The organism is Gammaproteobacteria bacterium (assembly GCA_028819075.1).
In the GTDB taxonomy this organism is placed as follows: Bacteria; Gemmatimonadota; Gemmatimonadetes; order Longimicrobiales; family Gaopeijiaceae; genus BD2-11.
In genome coordinates this window covers 1-24,696 of the sequence record JAPPMM010000024.1, presented here as the reverse complement: position 1 = coordinate 24,696, position 24,696 = coordinate 1, and the positions used below count along the sequence as shown (strand labels likewise).

The following is a 24,696-nucleotide window of genomic DNA, read 5'->3' as shown; positions in this document are numbered from 1 at the left end:
GGGACTCCGGGAGCGGGACGCCGGTCGGCAACCGACGCGACGGCGGGCTGCCCGGTTCCCGTCGGCAGTTCGCGGGTCCGGGTCGAGAGCGGTGCCTCCGGCGGCGGGCGCTTGGGGGCGCGATCGGTCCTTTCGCCAGTTGCCGGACCGGCGGCTTGGGCCGCGGACTCCCCGGCGGGCCCGGGCGAGTCGGGAACGGGGTCCCCGCCGGCTGGCGCGTCGGCTCGGCGCGCGCGCGCGGCGTCTGCGGATAGCGGTCTGTTCGCCGTCCCCTGCTTCGACTGCGGATCCAACCACCTCCACTGGTGCGGACTCACCCGGCGGAGGCTCGGTGTCCCCGCCAACCTGCGCGGGCACGGGTTCCTTGCGGGCCGGAGCGGGCGACGCCTGAGGCCTGGTGAACTTCCGGTCCAACGCAGCGATGAACGCGCCGATGAGCCGCGTGTTGCTGCCGAAGTCCCCCAGTCCCTTGGAGCGCGAAGTCGAACGGAGATCCACCCGCGTCTGCGCCTGCTCGTCGAGTCCGACGCGAATCACGACATCGCTCGCGCGGCGGGAAAGGCGCCCCCGCGTAAGGGCGTGAATGACGCCTTCCTCCTCGTCCCACCAGCGGGCATGCCAGCGCGGCAGTTCACCGCGAACGAGGTCGAGAGCAGCTTCCCATACCTGGGCGAAAGGGATGGCATAGGTGCGGCCCACGAGACGGCGATCGGTGGCGTCGGCCGACGTTCGAGAAGTCGTCGCCACAAGCGCGCGCTTGAGACGATCGGTAAAAGAGAGTTCCTGGCTCAGCCTGTCCCCCCTGGGAGGCCCGGTTGGCGAAACAGAGGCAACTCGCAACGCCTAATCTTACGCTGGAGCGCGTCCGATTTCCATTCTGCCGGTTAATATCCACGAAATGCCGCAAACTTCACACTGCGCCACTGCATGAAAGCCGTCATTCCGCTTGCGGGCAAGGGAACGAGGTTGCGGCCCCACACCCACCTCCTGCCCAAGGCGCTGGTGCGCGTGGCAGGGAGACCGGTCCTCGCCCATCTGCTCGACGACCTCTTGCGCTTCGGGGTCACGGAGATGGTGTTCATCGTCGGCCATCTCGACGAAGTCATCCGCCGGTACATGGCAGACGCGTATCCGGACCTGCCCGTCCACTACGTCGTCCAGGCCGTGCAGGACGGAACCGCGGGGGCGGTCAAGCTGGCGCAGCCGTTCGCGGACGGCGAGCTGCTGATCCTGTTCGCGGATACCCTGTTCGAGGCCGATCTTTCGCCGGCGCGAACGCTCTCGCCGGAATGGAGCGCGGTCATCTGGACGAAGGAGGTCGAGGACTACTGGAAGTACGGCGTCGTCGTAACCGGCCCGGACGGCGCCATGACGAGCATCGTGGAGAAGCCGGAGCAGCCCGTCTCCCGCCTCGCCAACATCGGCCTCTACCATATCCGCGATTCCGCCCTGCTCTTCGAGGGCATCGACCACGTGCTGGCTGCGCCTAGGAGCTCGTCGGGCGAGTACTACCTGACGGACGCCTTCCAGTACATGGTGGACCGGGGTGCGCGCATCCGCACGGCCCCGGTGGACTCCTGGCACGACTGCGGCAGTCCCGAGGGGCTGCTGGGCACCAATCGGCATCTGCTGGAGGCGGGAGGCGCGGCGGTGTCGGCCGCGGCGCGGCTGAGCGACTGCTCGCTTGCCGAACCGGTGCTGGTGGATGAGGATGTGGTCGCCGAGGGGAGCGTTATCGGTCCCAACGTCACGCTGGAGCGGGGGGCGAGAGTGGTCGGCAGCAGGCTGACGAACACCATCGTGGGTGCCGGCGCGCGCGTGGAGGGAGCGCGCCTGGACGGGTCGCTGGTGGGCGCGGGCGCGATCGTGCGGGGTGTGGAGGGAAGGGTGAATGTCTCGGACCACTCGGTGGTCGAGGCGACGGGGGCGAACGAGGGCGCCTAGTCCCGGCCGATCCTTCTCACTACCACCTCTCCCGCGGGGTCCCGCGCCACCACCAGGTCGGCGGGTACGCCCGGGCCGATCCGCGCGCTTCCGTCCGGGGCGCGATGCCCCTCGCCGGCGACGACGAAGAGTCCGCCGGCCGCGACCGTTTCATGGGCTTCCCGGTCCGCCAGGTCGCCCACTTCCACGATGGTCGGGCCCGATCGCGTTAGGGGATCGTCGTACTCGATGAGCACGTCGGCCACCATCGGCGGCAGACCCTGCGCGATCAGCGTGCCCCCGGCGAGCAGGAGGTCGCTCACCATGTGCCCGTTCGGAGGCAGCCCGTCGTAGAGGGCGAGGTCGACCTCCGCGAAGCTGCCGTCGGCGATCGATCCCAGCGCGGACAGAATGCCGACGAAGTTCACCATGCGCAGGTGCTGCTTCTGCGGATCATCCGGCCATCCGCCGGACTCGATCAGAATCGTGCTCGTGCCCCACGCTCCCATCAGGTCGCCGAAGGCCCGCGGGTTGAAGGCGTCGTCGTAGCGGGTGACGTGCCCGCCCACCAGCGGCTCGACCGCCTGGCGCACCACCCCGCACACGCGCATCGCCGCGCGCCGCCGCTCGCTGATCTCGGGTTTTTCGCTGTGGGCGGGCGCCAGGAGCGCGATGGCCGCCATGCGGCCGGAGTCCCCGACGCGAAAGCGCGGGCTCTGGTCGTGCAGGTTGAAGCCGAACGCGGGCCGTATCCGGTCGTGCGCCGACTTGAGCGCGCGCCCTTCCGGGGTGGCGAGGCTTCGGGCATCCCGGTTCACGTCGATCCCGGCCGCGTTGTGGCGCTGAAAGCGGGCCGCGCCGTCCGGGTTGAGCATGGGGACGAAATGCAGGCTCAGACGGTGGGACAGCGCCCGGACCAGAGCGTGTTCCGGGTGCCGGGCCAGGAATGAGATGATGTCCGCCAGCGCCATGGTCGCGGTGCTCTCGTCCCCGTGCATCTGGGACCACGCCAGCACCCCCACCTCGCCCTCGCCGAACGACACCATGCGGAGCGGCCGTCCCTCGGCGCTTTCGCCCACCCTTTCGCACGCCAGCGCCGGGCTGCCGTCCAGGATAGGATCGAGGATGGTCCAGTAGGCCTCGGGACCGAAGCGTCGCTGACCGAGCCCGCTTACGCGCGCGGTTTCATGGAGTGCGCGTAGCTCCGTGGTGAGTTTCGGCACCGTTTGGGCTCTTCGAAATCGGTTCTCGATACAGGAGATGCCGGGGCTGGCCTATAGGTTGTCGAACCGCAGGCGCTGAATAATGGCGGCATCTTCGCCGCGCTGTCCAGGCGCGGTCGCCGTCGCGGCCCGTGCCCCTGTCTCGGTCCACTTCAACCGCTCGGCCCCATCGTTGGCGCGAGGTCCATTACCCCGAGGACTCTCCGGCGGACACCAATCGTGGCCCGCGGATGTCAGCATTCGAGGTGCTCAAACGTTGTTGTGAGTGATGGAATGCGGCCTTAAACGCAAACGCGACGAGGATGACCGACACTCTCTAACTCGTACCAAAGACGCGCACCTGAGGGAACGGTTCTTCGCCATAGGTGAAGATGAGTCCATCCTTCACGGAGCCGACCGCTCCAACTGTGGGGTGTCTCTCGATCACTCGTCCTGCTGATACATCCAGGACGACGAGTTCGTGACGCCGGTTCTCGGCAGAACGCGGGCCTTCGATTTGAAGCCCGAGCACCACGTTACCGCCGCGATCCGCAACGACAGACGTGCCTGAGTGCGAGAAGCCCTCTTCCGGGTCCGGGCGATACCGGCAGCACAGGCCGAGTCTGTTTTGCCTGAGCTGCCAGGGAACGTAGTCCTCAAGCGTCGTCTCCCAGAGTACCCCTCCCTCGGGGTCGAAGGCTCGAACCACCGGTACCATCCAATTGAACTTCACGATCGTTCGAGTAGCTTCATCGCACGCGATGTAGCCGTAGTTGAGCATATGCGGCGTCTGCCCCAGCTCTCGACGTTGTTCAGCCCCTCGCGGCTCCTCGGGGCTCGCAAAGCCCCGAATTACCTCGCCATCACCGTCGATTTCGTTGATCGTGGGCTCACTTGGCCCTCCGGGCTGGCGCAGGACGTAACGTCGCCCTCCGAGTACACAAACGTCGATTGGTCGGAACCTCAAAGTTGTCACCCCCCTGAAGGCAAGACTGTCTCCATCGAGTTCGAATGTGCTGATCCGCCCATTGGCGACATCCGCGATGTGGAGAACCCCTTCCGAATCGAGATCAGAGCCACGAATGCCCAGGAGCTCTCGAGGGCCTTGCCCGCTCCGCCGATACGAGGTGATGTGGGTGCCGTCCCGATCGAATACGTGGATATCGGAAGTCTGCGCCCCCAGGACGTAGACGTTACCGGCGGCGTCTACCTCGATCGTGCGGAGAAGACCGAACACCTCGGAGGCATCGCCGTCCAACCGTCCGATGGTCATTTGCAGATCCCCGGGCTCCCACGACTGAGCCGTAACGGGTTCGACCAGCGGGGTGGACGCAATGGACCCGACGATGCAAAGCAGCGTGAGGGCATGACGCTCCGAGCGGGACAGACAGGTACTACTCATACTAAGCATTTGAGAAATCATGGGGTTACCCTCCGGATCGTGGTCTCAAGTTCCAGCGAGTCCACGACGCCTTACGACACTACGCCGTTTACCAGAATCGTCGGTGTTCCCTGTGCACCAAGTTGCATGGCAGCAGCAGTCATTTTCGATGAAAAAGTACCGGCGACTCGTCCGCCGAGCAAACTGACTTCGGGCGGATCCAGCTGTTTACGAAAGACGAACGCGTGCCGGAGCGGATCATCCAGTTCAACGTGCCCGTGCCCAATGAAGGATCGCGTTTGACCCCGGGCGGTTTACTCGCAGACCTGACAGCACTCAGGCCTGACGGCTCTGCGATTGTACAGATTGGGAGAGTGGATGAAAGCGGAACTCCGCCGACCTTTGACATTCTGGCGATCTCGATCAGTCGAGACACGCTCGTAGTACTCGAGCGTAGGCGCCGTGCCGTTCACAGGGCGTTCTGGGTCCCCGGATACCATCCCCCGTCAGGCAGGTCGTGGTTGGAATGGACGGGACGATCTGGTTGCTTCGAGAGATGCGCGAGGACCGTGTCGATGTTTGGGAAATCTACGATTCGGCGGGGACTCTCGAGGGCACGGTAGAGGTTGGACAGGGGCGGAGTTGCCTGAAGCCGTGGACCCCTCGTCTCGCTATCGTCCTCGCGAGCCGTGACGAGGTCTGGGGTACTACATTCGACGAATATGAGGTGCCGTACATTCACCGGTACCGCGTTGATAGAACCTGCGCGCCCTGAATGCGGTTGTTCCTGCCGCAAAGTCACCGAGGTCGACAGGCAGCTCCTGAGCGCGGAGCCGGGATCAGTACTGGAGATACCGCTCTCGAACCTGCAGGAACTCGTCCAGGTCCGGCTGCCACGCGGCGCGCACCTCCTGCATGGACGCCCCCGCGTCGACAGCCAGCCGCAGGCGGTCCGTGCCCGCAAGCCGGTCGAAGGCGGCCTCGCGCCATTCCCACAAGTCGCCGGAGAGCGCCGCAGCTTCGATAAGCGCCGCCACCGCAGCCTCGGTGGGATCGTATCCCGGGTCGGTGGAGACCAACCTCACGCCTCCCACCTCGACTCCGCCGTGCTTGCCGTCGCCGGGGTTTTCCGGCACGAAGCGAACCGCCTCGAAGCGCACGCCCGCGAGGCCATAACCGTTCAAGTTCGCGGCCAGCGCCTCCCCGTCCAGCCAGGGGGCTCCGATCTGCTGAAAGGCGATGGGCGTGCCCCGGCCCACGGACAGGTTGGTCCCTTCGAACAGGCAGGTGCCCGGATAGTGACGGGCGCTCTCCACCGAAGGCATGTTCGGCGAAGGCGCCACCCAGGGAAGCCCGGTGTCCGGGAACCAGTCGCCCCGGCTCCATCCCGAGAGCGGGGCCACGCCGAGTTCCGCCTCCACCCCGAACTCGCCCCGGAAAAGACGCGCCAGTTCGCCCGGGGTCATCCCGTGGCGCATGGGGATGGGGTACATGCCCACGAAGGACGCGAACGCAGGATCCAGCACGTTGCCCTGCACCTCGACGCCCCCGATCGGGTTGGGCCGGTCCAGCACCACGAAGGGGATCCCGGCTTCGCCGGCCGCCTCCATCGCCAGCGCCATGGTGTAGACGTAAGTGTAGTAGCGCGCGCCGATATCCTGGATGTCGAAGAGGAGCACCTCGACGCCCTCCAGCATCTCCGGCGTCGGCTTGCGGGTCGCTCCGTAGAGCGAATGGATCGGCAGCCCCGTGCTGGGGTCCGTCCCGCTATCCACGAGTTCACCGGCTTCGGCCTCGCCCCGGATGCCATGCTCGGGAGAATAGAGTGCGACCAGCTCCACGCGCGCGTCCCCGTGCAGGAGGTCGATGGTGGAGACGGCCTGACGGTCGATGCCCGTGTGGTTGGTGACGAGCCCGGCGCGGCGGTCCTCCACCAGGTGGATCGAGTCCGCGAGCAGAACCTCGATGCCGGGGCGGGTTTCGCCGGCCACCTGCGCGGCGATGCCGCCGGAAGCATCCACGGCCGGATCGCCCCCTCCGCGCACGATCAGATTGGCGCCGAGGAGGATCGCGCCCACGGCGACCAGGCCGGCACCGACCCGCGATTGTCGCATCCTTGAGGAAACCATTACCTTGCGCCAGTCCTCGATTGCAGCAGTCCCATGGGTGGTCGGCGGGCTGTCAACTTCGTCCGGGGGGAAGAAGTCGTCAACCGGTGCTTGCGCTGAATAGTCGGGCGACGTCGGGTTCGCGCCTCGCGCCGCCCCTTCGCACGGATGGTCTCGCCTCCCTCCTGGCGCTCGTTCCGATCGTTGTCTCCTGCGGCACCGCGCCGTCTGGCCGCGGCTTGCCCGAGCCGTCGGCGCCGACGGAAGCCCCGGCGCCGGATGCAACCCCTCCGGCTGGCAACACGGCTCCTCCTCCGGTCGACCGACCGGCTCCGGCTCCCCCGCCTTCACGCCCGGCCCGAGTCGCCGACGAAACATCGACACCGAGTCCTGCGGCCTCCGCAGAAGCGCTCGGCGCCTGGGCATCCTCCGTCCTGGAGTCGATGACCCTCGAGGAGAAGGCGGGCCAGTTGCTGATGCCGTGGATGCTCGGCGACTTCGCGCCGGCGGGCTCCGAGGACTTCGAGCGCATGGCCGAGGCGGTGCGCGATGACGGGGTCGGGGGCGTGATCGTGTCGGTGGGCTCTCCGTCGGAGGTGGCCGCCAAGATCAACAACCTGCAGTCGCTGGCGAAGTACCCGCTGCTGGTGGGAGCGGATCTAGAGAGCGGGGCCGGCTACCGCATGCGCGGGGCGGTCTACCTGCCCAACGACATCGAGCTGGGCGGCGCCACCCTGTTCCCGTCGCTGATGGCGGTGGGCGCCACGGGCGACGACAGTCTGGCCTGGGAGATGGGCCGCGTCACCGCCGTCGAAGCGCGCGCCGTGGGCGTCCACCTCCCCTTCGCGCCGGTGCTGGACGTCAACAACAACCCGGACAACCCGGTCATCGCCACCCGCTCCTTCGGCGAGGACCCCGCGGAGGTGGCCCGGCTCGGCTCGGCCTTCGTGCGCGGGCTTCAGGAGCACGGCGCGGTCGCTACCGGCAAGCACTTCCCGGGCCACGGCGACACCGGGGTGGACTCCCATGTGGATCTGCCGGTGATCCGGGTGGACCGCGAGCGACTGGACCGCGTCGAGCTGCGTCCCTTCCGCGCGGCGGTCGATGCCGGCATGGGCGCCGTCATGAGCGCGCACGTCTCCATCCCCTCCGTCACCGGCTCCGTCTCGATGCCCAGCACCCTCTCCCCCGCGGTCCTCTCAGACCTGCTGCGGGGAGAGATGGGATTCGAGGGCCTGATCGTGACCGACGCCATGAACATGGCCGCGATCACGCGCCGGTTCGGGGCCCGCGACGCGGTCGTGCGCGCGCTCGAAGCCGGCGCCGACATCATCCTCATGCCCGAAAACCCCCGCGCGGCGCGCGAGAGCCTGGTCGCCGCGGTCCGCTCGGGCCGCGTCAGCGAAGCGCGCCTGGACCGCTCGGTGGCCCGCATCCTCGAGTTGAAGGAGCGGATGGGGCTCGATCGCGAACGCTACACGGACATCTTCGGGATCCATCGCAAAGTCGGGATCCCGGAGCATGTGGAGCGGGCTACGGAGATCGCCGAGGCATCCATTACCCTCCTGCGCAACGACCGCAACCTGCTCTCGCTGCGCGGAACCCGCACCGCGAACGTCCTCTCCGTCACGTACCGCGCTCGCAACAACCTGCTCGCCGGACGCTATTTTAATACTCGCGTGCGCGAGACCTACCGCCGGCTGCGCACGGCGTATCTGGACTCGGGCGTCGTCGACAGCGAGTACGATCGTCTGCTCGCGCGCGCCTCCCGCTCGGATCTGGTCATCGTATCCGCGTACGTGGCCGCGGCCCGCACCGACGGCAGGCCGAACCTGCCCGAGCCCCTGTCGGACTTCGTCGAGGCGCTGGCGGACCGGCGCGTGCCGCACATCGTCATCTCTTTCGGCAATCCCTACCTGCTCTCCGACGTCCCCGAAGCCCAGGCCTACATGCTGGCCTGGAGCGCATCGGAGGTCAGCCAGATCGCCGCCGCCCGGGCACTCTTCGGGGAGATCCCCATCCGCGGGCGCACGCCCACAGGGCTCCCGTCGCTCTTCGATATAGGAGACGGGATTCAGCTCCCCGTCAGGGGCCGATGAGGGGCGTGAAGCACGCCAGGCGGGTTCGTCCCGCAGGGCCGCGTCCAGGACGGGTCGGGATGGCCGTCCCGTGGCCGTGGCCGGCGGCGTTGCTCCTCCTGCTTGCGGTCGGGGCAGCCTGCGACGGTCCGGCTCGGGATTCCGGCGGAGCGGAGGGATCGCCTGCGGCCCTCTATTACGATGAACTCGATGGTCGGGCGAGTACATGGGTGGATGAGACGCTCGCTTCGCTCTCCCTGCGCGAGCGCATCGCGCAGCTCGTGGTTCCCTGGATCCCCGGCGCGTACGCCTCGTCGAGCGACGCCAGCTTCCGCACGCTGGAGCGTTGGGTGACGGAGGAGGGCATCGGAGGCGTCGTCATCTCGATCGGCTCGCCCCACTCCTACGCCTCGCTGCTGAACCGCCTCCAGAACGCCGCCCGCGTCCCGCTGCTGGTCACCGCGGATTTCGAGAACGGGGGTCCGGGGATGCGCGTCAACCACTCCTACGCGCTTCCCACCCTGCTCCCGCAGGGCGGAGGCACCAGCTTCCCGCCCACGATGGCCTTCGGCGCCATCGGCGACCCGGCCTTCGCCCACGAATACGGGCGCATCACGGCGGTGGAGGCGCGCGCGCTGGGCGTGCACCTGAACTTCGCCCCGGTCCTCGACGTCAACTCCAATCCCGAGAACCCCATCATCAACACCCGTGCCTTCGGAGAGGACCCGGAGGCGGTGGCGCGGCTGGGGACGGCGTACATCGAGGGTGCGCGAGAGGGCGGCGTGCTCACCACGGCGAAGCACTTTCCGGGTCACGGCGACACCCGCACCGACTCGCACATCGAACTTCCGGTGGTGGCCGCGGACAGGGAGCGCCTGGAGGCGATGGAGCTGGTGCCCTTCCGGCGAGCCGTGTCCGCCGGCGTCGATGCGGTAATGACGGCTCACGTCGCGGTGCCCGGCATCCTGGGGAGCGACGTGCCGGCGACGCTGTCGCCCTACTTCCTCACGGAGCTCCTGCGCGAGGACATGGAGTTCGATGGCCTGATCTTCACGGATGCATTGAGGATGGGCGCAATCTCGCGCGGATACGGGGCGGGAGAAGCGGCGGTGCTGGCTCTTGAGGCGGGCTCGGACGTGCTCCTTGTGCCCGAGGATGTGGGCGAGGCCATCGACGCGGTGGAGGTCGCGGTGCGCACCGGCCGGGTGGCGCGCGAACGCATCGACCGGTCGGTGCGGCTGCTGCTGGGCGCCAAGGCGCGCGTGGGGCTCCACGAGCGCCGCACCGTCGACCTGGTGGCCGTGCCCGAGGTGGCGGGTTCCGCCCGGCACCTGACCTTCGCCGACCTCGCCGCCGAGCGCTCCGTCACCCTGGTGCGCGACCGCGACGGCCTGGTGCCGCTCCCGGCCGATGCCCGCGGCCTGGTGGTGAGCGTCACCTACGCCCGCGACCAGGACCTGATCGCCGGCCGCGAGTTCGACCGGGTCGCGGCGCGCTTCGTGGACGGCTTCCGGAGCCTGCGCCTCGACGAGGGATCGGATGCGGCGGCGTACCAGGCAGTGCGGGACGCCGCGGGCGACGCGGACGTGGTGCTCCTGAACGTGTACGTGCCCCCGTTCGCCGGAGCGGGCTCCGTGGCGGTCCCGGATGCGCTGCGCGAGATGGTGGGCGACCTGTCCGGGCGCGGCGCGGTGGTGGTCTCGTCCTTCGGCAATCCCTACTCGCTGAGCGCATTCGAGGACCTGGGCAGCTACCTCATCGCCTGGGGCAGCCACGAGGTCTCGCAGCGCGCCGGGGCCTTCGCGCTCATGGGAGCCGCGGAGATCTCCGGTACGCTCCCCATCAGCATCCCGCCCGACCACGGGGCGGGGGACGGGCTCCGCAGGGAGGCGCTCCCGGAACCGGCGGCGATCCGGGACGCCCTGATGGCCGTGCCGTCGTGGGTCGTGCAACCGCTTGAGTTCGTGACTGCCGCGCGCGCTGCGGATGACGACCAGGAGGTCCAGGGGCAGATCAGCCCGCTCGAGGGCGACCCCGCGGGCGCGGGGATGTCGGCGGCCGTCCTGGAGGCGCTCGACCGCCGCATCCTCGACGCCATCGCCGGCTCGGCCAGCCCGGGCGCGGCGCTCGCCGTCGTGCGCCACGGCCAGTTGGTGCGCCTGCGCGGCTACGGCCGCCTGGACTGGGATCCCGCGTCTGCGCCGGCCACCCCTTCCTCCATCTACGACATGGCTTCGGTCACCAAGGTGATGGGCACCACCACGGCCGCCATGATCCTGGTCGACGAGGGCCGCCTCGACCTGGACGCCCCCGTGGTGCGCTACCTTCCGTGGTGGTCGGCGGGCGACCCGCGCAAGGAGGCGGTCACCGTGCGCCAGTTGCTGCTCCACCGGGCCGGGCTGCCTCCCTTCCGCCGCTTCTTCCTGGAGATGGAGGGCGTGGAAGCCTACCAGCAGGCCATCGCCGGGCTGCCTCTCGACTACGCGCCGGGCGACAGCACGGTGTATTCGGACATCGGCATGATGACGGTGGCGTGGGCGATCGAGGAGATCACCGGCCAGCCGCTGGACCGCTTCCTGAGCGAGCGCGTGTGGGGGCCGCTCGGCATGCAGGACACCGGCTTCAGCCCCGACTCCGTGCTGCACGGGCGCGTGGCCCCCACCGAGATCGACGCCGACTACCGGGGCGTCCACGTGCGCGGGGTGGTCCACGACGAGAACGCGTACGCGGTGGGGGGCGTGGCCGGCCACGCCGGTCTCTTCTCCTCCGCGCGCGACATCGCCGTCTACGCCGCCATGATGCTGGCCGGAGGCAGCGCCGGCCCCTGCGACCGCACGCCGGCCATCCCCTGTAGCGCTCCCCGGTCCGGGACGGTGCGCGTCGTCGAGCCTGCCACGGTGGACGACTTCACCCTCCGCCACGACGCCGGCGCGAGTCGCGCCACCGGCTGGGACACCCCCTCCGGCAACTCCTCGGCAGGACGGTTTTTCACCGGGCGCGCCTTCGGCCACACCGGCTTCACCGGCCCCTCCGTGTGGATCGACCCCGAGCTCGACCTGGCCGTGGTGCTGCTCCTGAACCGGGTCAACCCCACCCGCGAGAACAGCCGGCACGTCCCGCTGCGCCGCGAGGTCCACGACCTCGCCGCCCAGGCCGTCACCGACCTCGACATCGAGCCACGGCCTCCTTCTTGATCCGCTGCGACCGCCTCACGGGGGTGTATTGAACGGTTTCGGGGGCGTCGACCTGGCCGTACTGGTGGCCTACCTGGCGGCCACCACCGCCTGGGGCGCCTGGCTGGGCCGCCGCCAGCGGGGCGGGTCGGACTACTTCCTGGGAAACCGAAGGCTGCCCTGGGGGGCGGTGCTGCTGTCGGTGGTGGCCACCGAGACCAGCACGCTGACGTTTCTCTCCATTCCCGGGGTCGCGTACCTGGGCACCCTGGGCTTCCTGCAGCTCACCTTCGGATACCTGGCGGGCCGGGTGGTGGTCGCGTCCCTTCTGCTGCCCGCCTACTACCGCGGCGAGCTCAAGACCGCCTACGCCCTCTTGGGCGCCCGCTTCGGCAGCGGGGTGCGGCGCCTCACCTCGGCGATCTTCATGGTGACCCGGCTCCTTGCCGATTCCGTGCGCCTCTTCGCCACCGCCATCCCGCTCGCGCTGGTGACCGGCTGGCCCTACCCGCTTTCCATCCTGGTAATCGGCGCGCTCACGGTGGTCTACACCTACTTCGGCGGCATCAAGGCGGTCGTGTGGGTAGATGCGGTGCAGATGGCGCTCTACCTGGTCGGTGCGGTCATCGCGGTCGTTGTGCTCCAGGGGCTGGTTGATGGCGGATGGGGGGCGATCCTGTCGCAGGCGGGCGCGGCGGGCAAGCTTCGCATCGTGGACCTGTCCCTCGACTTCTCGGTGCCCTACACCTTGTGGGCGGGGCTGCTGGGCGGCGGATTCCTGGCGATGGCCTCCCACGGCACCGACCAGCTCATCGTGCAGCGACTGCTCACCTGCAAGGACCTCGCGGCCGGCCGCAGGGCCCTCATCGGGAGCGGGGTCGCGGTGGTGGGCCAGTTCGCCGTCTTCCTGCTGGTGGGGCTCGGCCTTTGGGCCTTCTACGAGAACCGCTCCTTCGCTGCCTCCGACGAGATCTTCGCGCGCTTCATCGTCGAGGAGCTTCCCGCCGGTGTCACCGGGCTTCTGATCGCGGGCGTGTTCGCGGCGGCGATGTCGTCGCTCTCCTCCTCCATCAACTCGCTGGCGTCCTCCTCCGCCTACGACTTCTGGGCCCCCGCCCGCGGCATCGACGACGACGCGCGCATCCTGCGGGCCGGCAAGCTCTTCACCCTGGTCTGGGCCGGGCTGCTGGTCGGGGGCGCGATCCTGTTCATCCCGCTGAGCGCCGGCACCAGCGCGGTGGAAGTGGCCCTCGCCGTTGCCTCGCTGGTCTACGGCGGGCTGCTGGGGGCCTTCGCGCTGGGGGTGTTGTCGCGCCGCGCCACCGCGGGGGGAACGGCGGCCGGCATGGTGACCGGCATCGGCGCGGTTACGGCCATCTGGATCCTGGCGCCCAACCGGGTGGCGTGGCCCTGGTTCGTGCTCATCGGCACGGCGATCACGGTGGTGGTGGGGATGGCGCTGGCCGCTGCGCGGCCGGCGGCTCGTGTCGGCGGCGGCTGATGGGCATGGGCCAGGTCCGGCAGCCGGCCGTGCTCCCCCCATGCCCGTCCCCGTGACCGGACCGTACGTCGCGGGCGTCGATGGGGGCGGCACCCGCACCCGCGTCCTGCTCCTCGCCCGCGACGGCGCGACCGCCGGCCGTGCCGAAGGCCCCGCCGCCCTGGTGCGTCCCGACCGCCCCGCCCCCGCGGCCCGGGTGGTCGCCGACACCGTCCGCCGCGCGGCCGACCCGGCCGGGGTGGCCCTGCCGCTCCCGGCGCTCTGGGCGGGACTGGCCGGCGCCGGCCGGCCGCGCGTGCGCCGCGCCCTGGAAGCGGCCCTGCGCGACGAACGGATCGCGCGCGCGGTGCGGGTCGGCACCGACGTGGAGGCCGCCTTCCACGACGCCTTCGGCGGCGGCCCGGGCATCGTGGTGGTGGCCGGCACCGGCTCGGTGGTGCTGGGGGCGGCGGAAGACGGCCGCCGCCTGCAGGTGGGCGGATGGGGCGGGGTGATGGGCGACGAAGGGAGCGGCTACCACATCGGCGTGTCGGCCCTGCGCGCCGTCGCGGCCGCAACCGACCGGCGCGCCCCCCCGACCGCCCTCACCGCCGCCGTGCTGGGATCCCTCGGCCTCGACCGACCGCGGCAACTGCCCGCCTGGGCCGAATCCGCCACCAAAGCCGACATCGCCGCCCTCGCGCCCCTGGTGATTCGCGCCGCCTGCTCCGGCGACGCCCCCGCCACCGCCGTGATCCGGCGCGCGCTGGACGCCCTCGGGGATCAGCTCTCCACCACCATCCGGGAACTCTTTCCCCCCGCATCCGGCGACCCCCCCACCATCGCGCTGGCCGGCGGCCTCATCGCCCCGGGCGGCCCCCTCCGCGCCGATGCGGAGCAACTCGTCGCCTCCGCCGGCGGACACCTGCTCCCGCGCGCCTTCACCCCCGAACGCGGCGCCGCCCGCCTGGCCCTGACCCTCCTGGACTGACCTCGCGCCCGTCATCTGTCCGCTCCCTCGGGGCTTGAGCCGGGATCCCGCTCCGCGCAGTCCCTCGTCCGGTAGCCCGGCGGAGGCTTGACCATGTAGCCGGGTAGCGGTTTATTCCCGCCATGATCAAGCCGGACCACCCGTCTCCGATTCGGGTGATGAAGTTCGGGGGGACCTCGGTCGGCAGCGCCGCGCGTATCCGGCGCGTCGTCGGTCTCGTCGCCGATGCCCGCGCCACCTCCACCCCGGTCGTGGTCGTCTCCGCGGTAGACGGAACGACGGACCGGCTGGTCGAGGTCGCCGAGCTTGCGGGGCGGGGGGACGCCGGACACGCGTCGGTGACGCGCGAGATCGCGGAGATGCACCGGGAGCTTCTCCACGCCCTCGCTCCGACCGACGAAGCGCCGGGCCTCGCCCTGCGCCTCGATGCGGCGATGGACGTCCTCCGGCGCCTCGCGAGCGGGGCCCAGCTTCTCGGCGAGTGCACCCTCCGCACGCGCGACTGGATGCTCTCCTTCGGGGAGTTGCTCTCCTCGATGCTCGTCGCCGCCTGCATGCGCTCCCATGGGGTCGCCGCGGTCGACGTGGACGCAAGGGAGCTGCTCCGCACCGACACCCGCTTCGGCGCGGCGCGGGTGGACCGGCAGCGGTCGCGGGAGTTGGTGCGCGCGCGGCTTCCCGGAGACGCCGGAGTCCCGGTGGTCACCGGGTTCATCGCCTCGACGGCCGCCGGGGAGACGACCACGCTGGGCCGGGGCGCGTCCGACTACACGGCCACCCTTCTCGGTTCGATGCTGGGCGCGGCGGAGGTCGAGATCTGGACGGACGTGGACGGGGTTCTCACCGCGGATCCCGAGGCCGTGCCCGACGCCGCGCCGGTGCGCGAGATCACCTACGCGGAGCTCCTGGAGCTCGCCCACTTCGGCGCGCAGGTGATCTGTCCCCCGGCAGTGGAGCCTGCCCGGAGCGCCGGGATCCGGCTGAGGATCCGCAGCACCCTCGATCCGTCCCTCCCGGGGACGCTGGTCGTGACTTCGGTTCAGCGGGATCCCCTTCGGCCGGTGCGCGGGATCTCCGCGACCAGGGACGTGGCGTTGATCCGGCTCGCCGGCGTCGAGACGGTCGGCGCTACCGAGGCCTCGCAACGGATCTTCCGTGCGCTCCGTGTCGCCGACGTGGACTCGCTTCTCTTCACGCAGGACTCGGGCGCGCACGCCTTGTCCCTGGCGGTCAGGAGCGCCGACGCGGAGCGGGCGCGGGCCGCTCTGGCGACCGAGTTCCGGAGGGAGCGGGAGTCGCGGCTCGTGCGCGACCCGACCGTCGAACAGGGGTTTTCGATCCTCGCGGTCGTGGGAGAGGGGATGCGGTACACGCCCGGCGTCTCCGGGAAACTCTTCTCGGCTCTGGGAGCTGCGAGGGTAAACGTGCACGCTATCGCCCAGGGATCCTCCGAACGCAACATCTCATGGGTCGTGAACGCCGGGCAGGAGGGGGTCGCGCTCCGCACCGTCCACCGCGCCTTCTTCAGCCCGCCTGACGAACTCGAGCCCGTCCGCATCCTCGTGCTCGGGGCGGGCGGGGTCGGCGGAGCCTTCCTCGACCAGTTCGCCGCAAGCGGGGACGACGCGATGCGGCCGCACGGGGTCCAGCCCGTCCTGGTCGGGATCTCGAACAGCCGGAAGGCCGCAACCGACCTCGAGGGCCTGGTGGCAGGCCGGTGGAGGTCGCACGTCGAGAGGGGCCGCGGCGATCCCGACCGGGCCTTCGAGGCCGTCTGGACGGGCGACCCGCTCGTCGTCGTCGACTGCACCGCGAGCGCGACCGTCGCGGCGTGCTACGCGGACTATCTCCGGGCCGGGGCCGCCGTGGTCACGGCCAACAAGCTTCCCCTTTCCGGGCCGTTCGAGGAGTACGCGACGCTCATGCGCCTTGCCGGGCGCGGGGGCGGCCTCCACCACGGGACGACTGTGGGGGCCGGCCTCCCGATGGTGCGAATGATCGCCGACCTTCGGCGCAGCGGTGACACCGTCATCTCCCTCGAGGGGACGCTGTCGGGTACGCTCACCTTCCTGATGGACCAGTTGAGCCGCGGGCGGCGGTTCAGTTCAGCGGTCGAGGAAGCCCGGCGGAGAGGGATCTCCGAGCCGGATCCGAGGGAAGACCTGGGCCTCAGGGACGTGGTCCGAAAGCTCGTCATCCTTGCACGCACGGCGGGGATCCCCCTGGAACCTTCCGATGTCGATGTCGAACCGATTCTCCCGGAGCGCCTCCTCCAGCCCGGTCCGGTCCGGGAGTTCATCGAACGGCTCTCCGGGCTCGACGCCGAGATGGCCGAGCGGTCGCGGGCGGCGACGGCGCAGGGGGGGCGGCTCGTCTGCCTGGCACGGGTGGCCCAGGGCGTGGCGTCCGTCCGCCTGGAGGTGGTGCCCGAGGACCAACCCGCCGCTCGCACCCGCGGAACCGAAAACCTGCTCGTCATCCGCTCTCGATGGTACGCCGACCATCCCATGGTGATTCAGGGCCCCGGAGCGGGCCCGGAGGTCACCGCGGCCGGGCTCATGACCGACCTGGTGGCGGCCGCCGGGCGGGTTGCCGGCCGAGCCGGGCAGGGTCAGCGGCGCACCTCCTTGCCCCGGTCGGGACTTTCGACGTAGGCCGTCTGCCATTTTGGCAGAGGGTGGGAGGCGCGAATCACGGCGAGGAATCGTCTAAGTTGAACCAGGACTGCACGATCTGCCGCACTCGCCGTTGGACGGCATCTCACGCCATCGTGTCGCGATGGCGGGGAACACGCACCGTTTGGCGGGAATTCTAAGCCTCATCACCCGCAAGGGTCGGTGGCCCGTCTTCGGGAGCGGCCGCAAGCAAATACTCGACCACCTCATGGTGGCCCCGTGATGCCGCAATCTGCATGGGTGTTTCCCCATCAGCGTGCGTAGGTGCTGCGAGATCGGCGCCGGCCTCCACCAGCACCCGCGCCACATCCAAATAGCCCCAGTGCGCCGCCACGTGCAGCGGGGCGCCGCCCATCCACTGCTCTCGGGCGTTGGGGTCGGCACCGGCGTCCAGCAGGAGCCGAACCACGTTTACAGAGCCACTGTAGCCTGCCGCCAAGTGCAGAGGCGTCGCGCCGATCACGGGATCACGGGCGTTGGGATCGCTTCCGGTCGCAAGCAGATGCCGCACTTGAGCCGCGTCGCCGGCCGCGGCAGCCAAATGCAAGGGCGTACCGGCGAACGGCATCACGGGGAGGCTCGCACGGACTTCTGGACCAGAGCGACTGCCCCAGTTGCTGGCATAGGGATCCACTGGAAGGCCTGTCGCTCGTGGCCTGAATGGTGTGCCATCAAGGGTCGCACGCCGCGACCGTTGCCGCCGCGGCGCGCATGAAATCAGCACCATCCAACAGGTTAGCGGTCCATCGACCGGAAAGCCGGGTGTCGAGCCCGCGACTGCCGAGAGCAACCCACACTCCGGCGATGTAGTCTAGCCCGCCTTGGGCTGGTATCCCGGGCCAGTCGGCCGTCGGGCAAGCAGCCTTTCCGTGCCAGTAGGTTGCAAACGCCCTCACCTGGTTGTACGGCCGCCGCGCCCTCGTGTACCGCTCGAAGTCTTCCGCGATCACGGCGCGAGCAGCCTCTTCCGTCCACGCGGCGGTGGCGAGGTACCACAGCCGTGCGACTCGTCCCGGATGCTCGCCCTGATCCGCAGCCACCCTCGCCACTTCCGCCAAGCTGTCGGCCCGCGTTGCCAGAACGGATTGGCTGGCAAGGGAGGTCGGCGCGAGCAATGCCGCTACCAAGAAAGATCGGACGGGGAGGATCACGATTCGTAACAGGGTTCACACAAGGTTAAGGGTGACCGCTTCAGCCGATAGCAGTCGGAAGCGGAGGGAAGGTCGCAGCCGCACTTCCAGCAATACCTGTCAGTCTTGATATGCTGCAGCTCCCATGCGTCGCCCTGTTTGCGGGCTGCCACGGATCGGTGCTCGTTCACCTGTCGCTGTATGCTCCTGCCGAAGAGCAGCCTCACTCTTCCATCACCCCCGGCCGCGCGCAAGGCTTCGACGGCGACCTGCCGCCGCTCCGCGAAGGCAAGGGGTTGGCCACGTTCGTTCAGGACCACCCACCACTCTCTCATGGCCGTCCAATGTTGTCGCCGTCGTCCATTGCATCCCTGATGACCAGCCTGCCGCCGTCTTGCTCGTTGAGCAGCCTGGCCAGCCTGCCGAAGGGTCTCCCGTGAACGGTAGTACCGAGCCCTCATGGCCTCAAGAGTCAGCCTGCCCCGTGTACAACACGGGGCGCTCTGGCGGGTGCTCCGCCCCCCTTCGATCCCCCGGGAAAGCCCCCGCTCCGGCAGCGTTCGCAGTTGGGGTTCCGCCCACTTCCGGGGGGTCCGCACGTTCCCCGGGCGGCCATCCGCCACCTTTTCACCGCCGGTCGAGGCCGTCGGCTTCGGGTGTGTCCGCGGAGTGACCGGCGGGCGTCGTGGTCGGCGTCGCCACCGCTTCGGCGCCGGTCCCCCCGGCCTCCGGGGTCGAGTCCCCTTCCTGCCCCGGACTGAATGAGGGCCGACCCAACGGGTGAGCACCTGACGTTGCCGCGAGTCCGCGCCCACCCTGCCGCGACAGCGGCCCGGACTCCCATGGCCGGCGACTTCCGACAACACCCTGCTTATGCCCGATAAGGATGGCTAAGGCCCTACGAGGGCGTAGTTTGTAAATGGTGCAAACACTACAGGAGGAGGCCTGTGCGAAACGCAATCGTGACGATGTTTGGTTCGAAGAAGTTCCTGACCGCCCTCACTGGAGTGGCGGTGGTCGTCTTCGAGAATCTCGGTGTCCCAATCTCGGAAGAGGCGCTGCTGCCTCTGGTAGCGTACATCGTCGGCCAAGGAATCGCCGACCACGGGAAGGAGCGGGCCAAGGTGGAATCCGGCAAGGCCGATGAGCTTCTCGGCGCCCTTGGGCGCAACTCGTGATGTCGCCAGCCTAGCCGGTTGGGCGGGATTGGCGAGGCTCTAGACTACTAGCAGCTAGGAGCCGTGATGCCAAGTGTGCGAAGTGCGGAGAACGGATTGCCGAAGGGCAGGCGGTTCGTGCACGGCGCGCGAGCGATTGCTCCGTGTCCCGGAGATTCGAACCGTTTTGGAGGCGTTTCGGGGTATCTGCGGGCCACAGGATGGCCTCAGATCGACGATCTCGGGTCTCCGAGGTGTACGGGTAGGCCGGAAACCGGGCGCTCGCCAGAGCGTGGCGCAGTCCCGAGGGAGTGATGGGCCGGGCTGGTCGCCCTCATCGTCCTTGAGGCTGCCGACGACGAGACCGGGGAGCTTGTCCGCGACTGCTCGATAGGCGTGGTTCCGGGCGGTGCCGAGAGGGGCGTTTCGACGGCTCCGCCGGGCTGGCTTGACCCACTGTAAGGTGGACAAGCCAGCTTACTCCTTGGGGCCACACTCCGTGAGTCCCCTGCGGAGGCTGGCGAGGGGTGCTCCGCCCCCCTTCGACCCCCCGTTAAATCCCGCTCCGGAGGCGTTCGCGGTTGGGGTCCCCCCGGTCGGCCAGTCGCCGGGTGTTCTCCCAACGGCGGCCGATCACCGCCGGTCGATGCCCGTCGGCTTCGCGGCTGAGTCCGCGGAGTGACCGGCGAGCGGCGTGGTCTGGGTCGCCACCGCTTCGGCGCCGGTTCCCCCCGGCCTCCGGGACGGATCCCATCCCAACGTCCCGGTCGGAGGGACGGGCTCTGCCCGCCCCGGAGAATGGGAGGACCGGCGGGCGCAGAGCCGGAGCGGTTCGGGGAGGCCGGTCCGCCGGTCTGGTCCCGCGCGCACGCCGATCGTGCGGCTCCCGTATCACGGGGCACTGGTCAAGCTCCTCGATGTCGTTCGTAGAGCCATGCGCGCGCCGAGATGCGCGCGCGCTCCAGTCTTGCTTCATGCTCGTGCGCGCGCGTCGAGCAAACGGCATCGCAGTAATCCGAATCGCGGTTGGGATGCACCGGCCGCGAACAGCCGTCGCGCTTGCAGACCTTGTCAGCGCGCTCGACGCGGAGCCTCTTGCGTAGTATTCGCCGCCTCATCGCACATGCAGAAAGTCGAAGTACGCGCGCCCTTCCTCACCAGCGCCTGGAAGCGCTCCGCGCAGCCCATCTGAGCGCGCACGTGGCGAGCGAGCAAGGTCGATGTGATCGGTCAGCACTCGCGACGTCACCAGCGCATGGCGAGGACGGAGGAAACGTCGCCACGCCAAGCCCAAACGGGATGGGTGCCGACCTTCCAAGCTGTCATGCGAAAGACCGGGTATCCTGCCAGCACGGTTGCACCGTCCTCGCTGGCTGGATCGGCCTCCGGCCCCTCCAAGAGGAACACGGGCCCCTCCCCGGTGCTCTGGACGAATACTGTAGTGCCCTGCGGGATGCCATCAAGGATGTTTTGGGGCTCGCGGGTCACGTGAATTCGCTTACGTTGCATTTGAGTGCGCGATGTGCATCAGTAGTCGGAGTCGCTTCCCCATCTCGTCACGATTCTGCCGCCAACTCGCTCCTATGGTGCCAGTTTTCCCACTTTTCCACCGTGTTTTCCATAACGATGAAGCGATCACGATCACGGCGTTCGCCGCAGCCTGTGTCGGCCCGCTGACTACTTGTACCGATACGTGATGCGTCCCTTCGACAGATCGTAGGGGGACAGCGCGCACTTGACTCGGTCGCCCTCCAGCACCCGGATGTAGTGCTGGCGCATCTTTCCGGCGAGATACGCAAGGATCGAGTGGCCGTTCTCCAAGCGGACCCGGAAGGTAGTGTTGGGAAGGACTTCGGTAACGACCCCTTCGATTTCGATCGCCTGTTTTGCCAAGGGCGGGTCTCTTCTCACGGACAGAGTAGGCAGCAGGTCCGCCTAACGTCCGTGACACGATCCCGTCGCGCAAGCCGTGTTGCGGGCCATGCTCAATTGGCCCTCGCCCCGATGGCGTAGGTCGCGGCAGACGCCCGTAGGCCCAGGACGCGCCGGTCCCGAACGCCCAAAGCCTTCCTGCAAGGATTGATGGAACGGGAGCGACCCCCGAGGGAGGGTGTCCGGGATGTGCACATCCCAACCCTCCCCCGTGGCACGCCAAGCGTCCACGGAGGGGGGTCGCTCCCGGCAACGGGCACCCGTGTCCGCGCGTCACGCCCGTCCCGGCGGCGGCGTCACAAACGCAACCACACCAGCCATTTGCGGCATCGTCGTTGTGTCACGTCCGAGCGCGTGTCTCGTGCACAACGACCCTGATGTCGATGTGCACTTCTGGATCGGCAACGAGCCATGCTGCACGCACGGTTCTCGTCAGGCTTGGCACCGCTACCTTCGCCTCGGCTTTCGTCTCCGAATTCCGCGTGCGTGCAGCGTGTTCGAGACGGCCTGCACCAGATCATGCAGGACTGGTCGGCGTACCTGGCGGCCGGGGGCACGGGCAGCGGGACCTGATTGAGTCCGCGACGGGGCTCGGAGGACCCGTTTCGAGGCGTTTGGGAGGCATTTCGCGGAATCTAAGGGCCTTGGGATCGCGCAGACTTGACGATCTCGGGTTCCCGAGGGGTAAGGGCAGGGCGGACATCGGGCCTGCTGGAGGATCTCGACACCGGGGCCGCGGGCGATCGCCTCGCGGCTCCGGAGCCGTGCGGAGCAGGCAGGGCTCGGGTCGGTCACGCCGCACATGCTCCAGAGATCGTTCGCCACCCACCTGCTGGCCGCGGGGAACGACCTGGCCGTGATGGCCGGCTGCATGGGGCACGCGCGGACAGACACGACGCGGATCTACGACCGGAGGGGCGAGGAGGCGAAGCGCGCCGCGGCTGCCACGCTGGCGGTGCCGTACCGGAAGCCGGAGAAGCAGAAGGAGCTGGGGCTGTGAGGGGCGTTTGCCGGATGGCGCGCGAAACCCCCTGGCTGCGGCTGGAACCGGCGGAAAGCGGCTGAAACCGGCTGAAACTCCCGCATCACCGGTAGGGCTTCCGGTCGGGCATGCTCGCTACCGAATCTCTGCCGTAACGCAGGAAACGCAGAGCCTCCTCACGCAGGATCTCTTCACGGCACCCCTCGAAGGCTCCCGCAAGCTCCTCTGGCCGGAACGCGCAACGTATCCGGTAAAAATCCCGGCAGCTGAACTGCATCGTTCCGATACCGAGCCAGCCCAGCTCTCTGCGGCAGGCAAACTGCTTGCATGCCGTGAACTCGGGCACCTGGGCACAAAGCTCCTCGATCTCCGACCCACCGGTCCGGACGAGACGGTACACGTCCTCGTTCACGGTTCCGGCACGATCCAGGGACATGATGGCGTCGGCGCCTTTCTGGCCCGCCTGCGCCAGGAGCCAGAGTGCTCGGTCCGCGTCCAGGAACCTTTCCTGCTGGGAGAGATCGCGCGACAGACGTGCCACCGTCTCGTCACTGACCGCCCTTTCAGGGTCTAGATCAGGCGCGTCCTCACAGCCTGCCAGAGCTACTACCAGCATCAATCTTCTCATCGGGCGCCTCCTGGGGACTCATCGCAGGCCATTATGTTGCAAGCATCGGGCCGGTCCCCCTGATTGCGGCCGGAACCGGCCGGCAGCGTTTGAAGCCGCCCGATCGCGCCGAAGGCCCGGGCTACCGGACCCGCCAGAAGAAAACCAGTGCCGACACGTCCCAGCCGCAGTCGATGTTGGTGTTCAATCCGTCGCCCGTGTCAACCCCATGGATGATGCAGGAGATCTCCCGGGTGGTGCCCGAGGCGTGCAGCACGACGGCGAAATCCCGGTGGCTGCCCTCGATGGTGCCGCGGGTGGGGTTCCCGCCTGCGGGATTGATGCCGAAGGTGCCGGTGACCCGACCTTCCGGGTGAGCGTCCAGGTCGAGGTGCCAGTAATGGGGCGGGTGCGCGTTGTGGTTGATGCCTTCCCACTCGCCGGCGATCCAAGGCGGTTCCGGGGCAGCAGCGCTGCGGCAGGCTAGAAGGGTCAGGCCGAGCGCGAGCAGCAGCGAAAGGGAACGGCGCGATCGTTTCATTGGAGATCCTGAAAAGGCTGGGAGGCCAAATTTTATTACGCGGGCAAGGGCGCCTCGGTTACCCGCCCCCCGGTCGGGGTCAGACCCCTCCCCCATGCCCTGATGCGACCCGCTCCCTACCCCGTGAGCTGCCAGAAGTCCTCTTCGGTGATGATGCGCAACTCGTGGCCCTTGGTGATGAGCGCCTCGGCATCGCGCTGCTTTGTGCTCTTCTCGCGACCGCGCAACTTGCGCTCGTCCTGTGTGCCCACAACTAGGATGGTGACCCTTCCGGACATCCGATTCCTGTAGTCGCAACCCCACTCGACCGCCTTGTCGACGAGTTCGCTGCGCGGGCGCGAAAGCGTCCCCGTGAACACGATGACTTCCCCATGCAGCGGCCCGTCCGGGTTTCCTTCCCGGCTGCGGTAGCCGGGCCCGGGCCCGGGGCCATGCGCGCTGGGGAAGATCGGCTGCCTGACCCTCTTGGGCCAATCCTCTAGACTCAAACCCGTGTCCTGACAGGCGCGGAGCATGATCCGGGCACACGCCCGCGCATCCTCAAGCGCGTCATGGTGCTCGAACTCGATCCCGAGGAACTCGGCGACATTCCAGAGGCCGTATCCCTTCTTGCCGAAACGGTCCCGCCACGCCCGCCGCACGACGCGTGCGGTGTCGACCCACAAACCGGACAGGGTGGCAAGCCCGTAGCGCTCGAACGCGCGCTGGAACGCCACCCGGTCGAAGGCCGAATGGGTCACGACGTGACCCTGTAGGCGTTGACGGATCTCGGCCTCCAGTTCGGGCATCGTCGGACTGCCTACCACATCCTCTTCGTCGATCCCATGGATATCGACGTTCCAGTCATCGAACCACGTCTCCGGGTCCACCAGCGTGCTCCACTCGTCCACTATCTGGCCGTCCCGGACGTCGACGATCCCGATCTGACAGATGCTGTCGCGGCTCGGGTTCGCCGTTTCGACGTCCACTGCCGAGAACGAGGGCGGTAACGGTGGGTCGTCCCTCCTGCCGGCCGGGACGGGAAGGGGACTCGACCCCGGCGGGAGGAACGGACGGAGTCCGTGCCGGAGGCCGGGGGGACCGGCGCCGAAGCGGTGGCAACGCCGACCACGCTGCCCGCCGGTCACTCCGCGAACTCAGCCGCGAAGCCGAGGGCGGAACATCCGGCGACGGGCCGACCGGGGGGACCTTCGGACCTTCCAACCGCGAACGCTGCCGGAGCGGGGTTTGTCCTGGGGATCGAAGGGGGCGGAGCACCCCTCGCCAGCCCGCGGTTATACCGGGGACTCCCCACCATTTGTCAACACTTCCTGAGGCGGGGCTGTAACCCCGCGTG

At 68.9% G+C, this 24,696-nt stretch carries 16 protein-coding genes; 8 read left to right on the top strand and 8 right to left on the bottom strand.

The features are described 5' to 3' along the window. The first annotated feature begins 927 nt into the window (after window positions 1-927). Entirely contained in the window at window positions 928-1,944 is a 1,017-nt protein-coding gene (locus OXU32_05835) for a sugar phosphate nucleotidyltransferase (protein ID MDE0073487.1), read from the top strand. Here the strand turns inward: OXU32_05835 and OXU32_05830 are convergent. The 3 genes from OXU32_05830 to OXU32_05820 all read right to left on the bottom strand — a co-directional run bounded on the left by OXU32_05830 (window position 1,941) and on the right by OXU32_05820 (window position 6,620). After that, window positions 1,941-3,146: a M14 family metallopeptidase gene (locus OXU32_05830; GenBank protein ID MDE0073486.1), complete on the bottom strand. Its 1,206-nt coding sequence runs from the start codon at window positions 3,144-3,146 to the stop codon at window positions 1,941-1,943. The two genes, OXU32_05835 and OXU32_05830, sit on opposite strands and share 4 nt — an antisense overlap. 316 nt (window positions 3,147-3,462) lie before the next feature. After that, a complete protein-coding gene (locus OXU32_05825) occupies window positions 3,463-4,398 on the bottom strand; it encodes a 6-bladed beta-propeller (GenBank protein ID MDE0073485.1) in 936 nt (311 codons plus the stop codon). 947 nt (window positions 4,399-5,345) lie between these two features. Next, window positions 5,346-6,620 (bottom strand): DUF1343 domain-containing protein, encoded by a 1,275-nt coding sequence (locus OXU32_05820; GenBank protein MDE0073484.1) that lies wholly within the window; start codon window positions 6,618-6,620, stop codon window positions 5,346-5,348. A gap of 437 nt (window positions 6,621-7,057) precedes the next feature. Here OXU32_05820 and OXU32_05815 point away from each other — a divergent pair, with 437 nt between their 5' ends. From OXU32_05815 to thrA, 5 genes are all read left to right on the top strand, one after another. Further along, a complete protein-coding gene (locus tag OXU32_05815; GenBank protein ID MDE0073483.1) occupies window positions 7,058-8,713 on the top strand; it encodes a glycoside hydrolase family 3 C-terminal domain-containing protein in 1,656 nt (551 codons plus the stop codon). Between the two features lie 59 nt (window positions 8,714-8,772). Beyond that, window positions 8,773-11,886, top strand: a complete 3,114-nt coding sequence (locus OXU32_05810) for a serine hydrolase (protein ID MDE0073482.1) — start codon at window positions 8,773-8,775, stop codon at window positions 11,884-11,886. Window positions 11,887-11,914: 28 nt separating this feature from the next. Then, window positions 11,915-13,366 carry a sodium:solute symporter gene (locus tag OXU32_05805; GenBank protein MDE0073481.1) on the top strand — a complete coding sequence of 484 codons (1,452 nt, stop codon included), beginning with the start codon at window positions 11,915-11,917 and terminating at the stop codon, window positions 13,364-13,366. Window positions 13,367-13,406: 40 nt separating this feature from the next. Next, entirely contained in the window at window positions 13,407-14,336 is a 930-nt protein-coding gene (locus tag OXU32_05800) for a hypothetical protein (GenBank protein MDE0073480.1), read from the top strand. A gap of 158 nt (window positions 14,337-14,494) precedes the next feature. After that, the gene (thrA, locus tag OXU32_05795) at window positions 14,495-16,990 is read left to right on the top strand and encodes a bifunctional aspartate kinase/homoserine dehydrogenase I (protein ID MDE0073479.1); all 2,496 of its coding nucleotides are present in this window, start codon (window positions 14,495-14,497) and stop codon (window positions 16,988-16,990) included. A 157-nt stretch (window positions 16,991-17,147) separates the two neighbouring features. Here the strand turns inward: thrA and OXU32_05790 are convergent, their stop codons facing one another. Then, the gene (locus OXU32_05790) at window positions 17,148-17,579 is read right to left on the bottom strand and encodes an ankyrin repeat domain-containing protein (protein MDE0073478.1); all 432 of its coding nucleotides are present in this window, start codon (window positions 17,577-17,579) and stop codon (window positions 17,148-17,150) included. 1,509 nt (window positions 17,580-19,088) lie between these two features. Between OXU32_05790 and OXU32_05785 the strand changes: the two genes are divergently transcribed. Further along, the gene (locus OXU32_05785; protein ID MDE0073477.1) at window positions 19,089-19,319 is read left to right on the top strand and encodes a hypothetical protein; all 231 of its coding nucleotides are present in this window, start codon (window positions 19,089-19,091) and stop codon (window positions 19,317-19,319) included. Between the two features lie 1,656 nt (window positions 19,320-20,975). Here the strand turns inward: OXU32_05785 and infA are convergent. After that, the gene (gene infA / locus OXU32_05780; protein MDE0073476.1) at window positions 20,976-21,191 is read right to left on the bottom strand and encodes a translation initiation factor IF-1; all 216 of its coding nucleotides are present in this window, start codon (window positions 21,189-21,191) and stop codon (window positions 20,976-20,978) included. 757 nt (window positions 21,192-21,948) lie between these two features. Between infA and OXU32_05775 the strand changes: the two genes are divergently transcribed. Continuing rightward, on the top strand, window positions 21,949-22,230 hold the full coding sequence (locus OXU32_05775; protein ID MDE0073475.1) for a tyrosine-type recombinase/integrase: 282 nt from the start codon (window positions 21,949-21,951) through the stop codon (window positions 22,228-22,230). A gap of 85 nt (window positions 22,231-22,315) precedes the next feature. On the opposite strand, the gene OXU32_05770 is transcribed toward OXU32_05775, so the two are convergent. The 3 genes from OXU32_05770 to OXU32_05760 all read right to left on the bottom strand — a co-directional run bounded on the left by OXU32_05770 (window position 22,316) and on the right by OXU32_05760 (window position 24,328). Then, on the bottom strand, window positions 22,316-22,840 hold the full coding sequence (locus OXU32_05770; GenBank protein MDE0073474.1) for a hypothetical protein: 525 nt from the start codon (window positions 22,838-22,840) through the stop codon (window positions 22,316-22,318). Between the two features lie 121 nt (window positions 22,841-22,961). Next, entirely contained in the window at window positions 22,962-23,360 is a 399-nt protein-coding gene (locus tag OXU32_05765) for a hypothetical protein (GenBank protein MDE0073473.1), read from the bottom strand. Window positions 23,361-23,476: 116 nt separating this feature from the next. Beyond that, window positions 23,477-24,328, bottom strand: coding sequence for an exonuclease domain-containing protein (locus OXU32_05760; GenBank protein MDE0073472.1), 852 nt, complete (start codon window positions 24,326-24,328; stop codon window positions 23,477-23,479). Window positions 24,329-24,696: the final 368 nt, after the last annotated feature.